Origin of the sequence: Cryobacterium sp. N22 (genome assembly GCF_002929555.1) — a bacterium.
GTDB lineage: Bacteria > Actinomycetota > Actinomycetes > Actinomycetales > Microbacteriaceae > Cryobacterium.
Map to the genome: position 1 here is coordinate 1 of NZ_PJJP01000005.1, position 3,494 is coordinate 3,494.

Below are 3,494 nucleotides of genomic sequence, written 5' to 3' on the forward strand. Positions count from 1 at the left end.
AGTGTGTGATCATTGGTCAATTTCGGTCGCGAATTTATTCGCGGCACTTAATCGATTCAAACTCATGTGATTTCAAATTTCTAAGAGCAAACGGTGAATGCCTTGGCATGTAGAGCCGAAGAAGGACGTAGTAATCTGCGATAAGCCTCGGGGAGTTGATAAACGAACTGTGATCCGAGGATGTCCGAATGGGGAAACCCCGCCAGGCCCGCAAGGTGACCTGGTGACTCCCGCCTGAATATATAGGGCGGGTAGAGGGAACGTGGGGAAGTGAAACATCTCAGTACCCACAGGAAGAGAAAACAATAGTGATTCCGTTAGTAGTGGCGAGCGAACCCGGAAGAGGCTAAACCGATCATGTGTGATAGCCGGCAGGCGTTGCATGGTCGGGGTTGCGGGACTTTTCTGCTGATTCTGCCGAACAGTGAGCGTTACAAAGGAATATAGACGAACAGGATTGAAAGCCTGGTCATAGAGGGTGCGAACCCCGTAGTCGAAATGTTCCAATGGCGCGAAGAGTATCCCAAGTAGCACGGGGCCCGAGAAATCCCGTGTGAATCTGTCAGGACCACCTGATAAGCCTAAATACTCCTACATGACCGATAGTGAACAAGTACCGTGAGGGAAAGGTGAAAAGTACCCCGGGAGGGGAGTGAAATAGTACCTGAAACCGTTTGCTTACAAACCGTTGGAGCACCCTTTGTTGGTGTGACAGCGTGCCTTTTGAAGAATGAGCCTGCGAGTTAGTGATATGTGGCGAGCTTAACCCGAGAGGGGAATGCGTAGCGAAAGCGAGTCTGAATAGGGCGATTCAGTCGCATGTCCTAGACCCGAAGCGAAGTGATCTATCCATGGCCAGGTTGAAGCGACGGTAAGACGTCGTGGAGGACCGAACCCACTTCAGTTGAAAATGGAGGGGATGAGCTGTGGATAGGGGTGAAAGGCCAATCAAACTTCGTGATAGCTGGTTCTCTCCGAAATGCATTTAGGTGCAGCGTTGCGTGTTTCTTGCCGGAGGTAGAGCTACTGGATAGCCGATGGGCCCTAAAAGGTTACTGACGTTAGCCAAACTCCGAATGCCGGTAAGTGAGAGCGCAGCAGTGAGACGGTGGGGGATAAGCTTCATCGTCGAGAGGGAAACAACCCAGACCACCATCTAAGGTCCCAAAGCGCGTGCTAAGTGGGAAAGGATGTGGAGTTGCATAGACAACCAGGAGGTTGGCTTAGAAGCAGCCACCCTTGAAAGAGTGCGTAATAGCTCACTGGTCAAGTGATTCCGCGCCGACAATGTAACGGGGCTCAAGCACGCCACCGAAGTTGTGGCATTGATATTTTTGGTAAGCCGCACCCTTGTGGTGTTGGTTCAGCCGTGTTGATGGGTAGGAGAGCGTCGTGTGGCCAGCGAAGCGGCGGTGTAAACCAGCCGTGGAGGCTACACGAGTGAGAATGCAGGCATGAGTAGCGAAAGACGGGTGAGAAACCCGTCCTCCGAAAGATCAAGGTTTCCAGGGCCAGGCTAATCCGCCCTGGGTAAGTCGGGACCTAAGGCGAGGCCGACAGGCGTAGTCGATGGACAACGGGTTTATATTCCCGTACTGATGAAAAACCGTCCAAGCTAATCCAGTAATGCTAAGCATCTGAATCCTCTAGATGGATCCCTTCGGGGTGAAGCGTGAGGCCTAGCGTGCGACCCTATGCTGGTGCGGTTAGCGTATTAACAGGTGTGACGCAGGAAGGTAGCTGAGCCGGGCGATGGTTGTCCCGGTCTAAGGATGTAGGGCGAACGATAGGCAAATCCGTCGTTCATTAAGCCTGAGACCCGATGGGTAGCCCGTAAGGGCGAAATCAGTGATCCTATGCTGCCAAGAAAAGCATCGACGCGAGGTTTTAGTCACCCGTACCCCAAACCGACTCAGGTGATCAGGTAGAGAATACTAAGGAGATCGAGAGAATCGTGGTTAAGGAACTCGGCAAAATGCCCCCGTAACTTCGGGAGAAGGGGGGCCTGAGGCGTGAAGGGATTTACTCCTGGAGCGTTCGAAGGCCGCAGAGACCAGTGGGAAGCGACTGTTTACTAAAAACACAGGTCCGTGCCAAGTCGCAAGACGATGTATACGGACTGACGCCTGCCCGGTGCTGGAAGGTTAAGAGGAACGGTTAGCCGCAAGGCGAAGCTGAGAATTTAAGCCCCAGTAAACGGCGGTGGTAACTATAACCATCCTAAGGTAGCGAAATTCCTTGTCGGGTAAGTTCCGACCTGCACGAATGGCGTAACGACTTCCCAGCTGTCTCAACCGCGAACTCGGCGAAATTGCATTACGAGTAAAGATGCTCGTTACGCGCAGCAGGACGGAAAGACCCCGTGACCTTTACTACAGCTTGGTATTGGTGTTCGGTGTGGCTTGTGTAGGATAGGTGGGAGACTTTGAAGCTTGGACGCTAGTTCAGGTGGAGTCATCGTTGAAATACCACTCTGGTCATATTGGATACCTAACTTCGAACCGTGATCCGGTTCAGGGACAGTGCCTGGTGGGTAGTTTAACTGGGGCGGTTGCCTCCTAAAAAGTAACGGAGGCGCCCAAAGGTTCCCTCAACCTGGTTGGCAATCAGGTGTCGAGTGTAAGTGCACAAGGGAGCTTGACTGTAAGACTGACAAGTCGAGCAGGGACGAAAGTCGGGACTAGTGATCCGGCAGTGGCTTGTGGAAGCGCTGTCGCTCAACGGATAAAAGGTACCTCGGGGATAACAGGCTGATCTTGCCCAAGAGTCCATATCGACGGCATGGTTTGGCACCTCGATGTCGGCTCGTCGCATCCTGGGGCTGGAGTAGGTCCCAAGGGTTGGGCTGTTCGCCCATTAAAGCGGTACGCGAGCTGGGTTTAGAACGTCGTGAGACAGTTCGGTCCCTATCCGCTGCGCGCGCAGGAAATTTGAGAAGATCTATCCCTAGTACGAGAGGACCGGGATGGACGAACCTCTGGTGTGTCAGTTGTTCCGCCAGGAGCACCGCTGATTAGCTACGTTCGGAACGGATAACCGCTGAAAGCATCTAAGCGGGAAGCCGGCTTCGAGATGAGATTTCCAACCCCTAGGGGGAGAGGCTCGCAGCTAGACTACTGCGTTGATAGGCCGGATGTGGAAGAGAGGACTAAAGACTCTTGGAGCTGACCGGTACTAATAAGCCGATAATTTGATAACACTCAGTTTGAATAAGCTGCTATGCGTCCACTATGTGGTTCTCGATGTACGGTCGAGAACAAACGCCCTCCACGGAGGGCTCTATAACTAAAAAATATAGGTTCGATTCATCGAAAGATGTTTCGGCGGCTATAGCAAGAGGGAAACGCCCGGTCACATTCCGAACCCGGAAGCTAAGACTCTTTGCGCCGATGGTACTGCAGGGGGGACCCTGTGGGAGAGTAGGACACCGCCGGACTTAACTTAGAAAAAACAGGAAAGCCACCCCACGGGGTGGCTTTTCTGCGTTTAACCCC

General features: G+C 52.9%; 2 rRNA genes. Both read left to right on the forward strand.

Annotated elements, in window-relative coordinates:
• The first annotated feature begins 70 nt into the window (after positions 1–70).
• A 23S ribosomal RNA gene (locus tag CXY76_RS00025) occupies positions 71–3,198 on the forward strand.
• 121 nt (positions 3,199–3,319) lie between these two features.
• Positions 3,320–3,436 (forward strand): 5S ribosomal RNA (rrf, locus tag CXY76_RS00030).
• Positions 3,437–3,494 lie beyond the last annotated feature (58 nt).